This window comes from Candidatus Viridilinea mediisalina (assembly GCF_002532535.1).
Taxonomy (GTDB): Bacteria; Chloroflexota; Chloroflexia; order Chloroflexales; family Chloroflexaceae; genus Viridilinea; species Viridilinea mediisalina.
The window spans coordinates 1-1,896 of record NZ_NQWI01000261.1 but is presented as its reverse complement, the minus strand read 5'-3'; the positions used below and the strand labels follow the sequence as shown (position 1 = coordinate 1,896).

Below are 1,896 nucleotides of genomic sequence, written 5' to 3'. Positions count from 1 at the left end.
TGGGAGAGGCGGTGCCCGGTTGGTGAGCCTGTCGAACCAGAGCTTGCCGAAGGGGGTAGGGGGTGAGGGCCATCCTGGGCAGCCCAAAGCCTTCTTCACACATCCGTGGCCTCCAGCGCCACGGCTTCCAACAACGTGCGGGTGTATGGGTGGGTCGGGCGGTTCAAGACCTGGTGGGCTGGCCCCTCTTCGACCACCTGGCCCGCGTGGAGTACCGCAATGCGGTCGGCCACTTTGCGTACCAAGGGGAGGTCGTGTGAGATGAGCAGCATGCCCATGCCATATTCGTTCTGCACCTCCTTGAGCAACCGCAATAGACGCGCCTGCTCACTAGGGTCGAGCATTGCGACCGGCTCGTCGGCAATCAGCATGCGGGGGTTGAGTACCAGCGCACGGGCGATGGCTAGGCGCTGGAGTTGCCCCCCAGAGAGTTGATGGCTATAAGCGGAAAGAAAGGTTGGCGTCATGGGCAAGCGTGCGGCGGCCAGCGCAGCCCGCGCCCGCGCCTCGCGCTCGGCCCGGTCGCCAAGCTGCTGAATATCAAGTGGCTCGCGCACCAACTCAAGCACGGTCAATTGTGGGCTGAGGGCTTCATACGGGTCTTGGAAGATCAGTTGGATGCGTTGGCGCATAACGCGCAACTCATTGCCCCGCAAGGCCAGTAGGTTGCGGCCCTGAACATGCACGCTGCCCAGATCGGGCGTATGCAGCCCAACCAGGATGCGCGCCAAGGTGGATTTACCACTGCCAGTCTGGCCAATCAGCGCAACCAACTCCCCCTCGCGCACCCGCAGATCGGCCCCACACAGCGCCGCCACGCCGCCAGGAAAACGCTTCTGCACACCACGCACCTCGAGCAGCGTCTGAAGCCCCCCAAGGTGGCAGGCCAACCAGCGCCCGTTGTGGGCCTCAAGCGGGGGTACCTCAGCCATACAGCGCTCAACCGCCTGGGTGCAACGGGGGTGAAAGGTGCAACCTGAGGGCAGTTGCTGGGCATTGGGCGGCTGCCCGCGAATGCCCCACAGGTCGCGGGCCTGATCCATACGCGGGTAGGACTTGATCAAGCCCCAACTGTAGGGATGGCGCGGATCATCAAGCAACGCCGAGGTAGCTCCCAATTCGGCAGGCGATCCAGCATAGAGCACCAGGGTGCGCTCGGTGAGCCCAACCAGATCCTGCAGATTGTGCGAAATGATGATCAGGCTCATCTGTCGCTCACGGCGCAACCGCCGCAGCAGAGCAAGGATGTGGCGGCGGGTAAGCGCATCAAGCCCAGAGGTTGGCTCATCAAGGATCAGCAGGGTCGGATCGCAACTCAGCGCCATTGCCAGCATCGCGCACTGCTTCTGGCCACCACTGAGTTGGTGGGGAAAACGGGTAAACTGCTCGGCCTTCAAGCCCACTTCAGCCCAGAGCTCCAGCGCACGCTGACGGGCAGCGGCGCGCGCAAGGCCCAGATGCTCCCGGAGCGGATCAATCACCTGCTCGCCCACTGGATAGACCGGATCAAAGGCGCTGCTCGAACCCTGGAAGGCCAAGGCCAACTTGCGCCAGCGCAGCAGGCGCAGCGCCGACTCATGGCCCAGCGGCAGCGGTTGACCCTCAAAGCCAATCTGCCCGGTCACGCTTGCCGTAGGCAACAGGCCAATCAAGGCCCGAGCAAGGGTCGTCTTGCCCGAACCACTCTCACCCATCACCCCCAGAGCATGGCCTAATTCCAACGTAAACGAAACCCCGCTCAACGCCCGGATAGGCGGGCCGTCGGATGGCTGATAGGTGACCGCTAGATTGTTGACGGTGAGAAGATGTTGCATACATTATACCAATTACCCTTGAACATGCCGCATGATCAAGAACGCTAAAGCCCATTGGGACGCCATGTTCGGCAATCTGCAA

At 62.5% G+C, this 1,896-nt stretch carries 1 protein-coding gene; it reads right to left on the bottom strand.

Going from position 1 to position 1,896, the window contains the following annotated elements:
* Window positions 1–95 precede the first annotated feature (95 nt).
* Window positions 96–1,814 (bottom strand): ABC transporter ATP-binding protein, encoded by a 1,719-nt coding sequence (locus CJ255_RS21850; protein WP_097646180.1) that lies wholly within the window; start codon window positions 1,812–1,814, stop codon window positions 96–98.
* Between the last annotated feature and the right edge of the window lie 82 nt (window positions 1,815–1,896).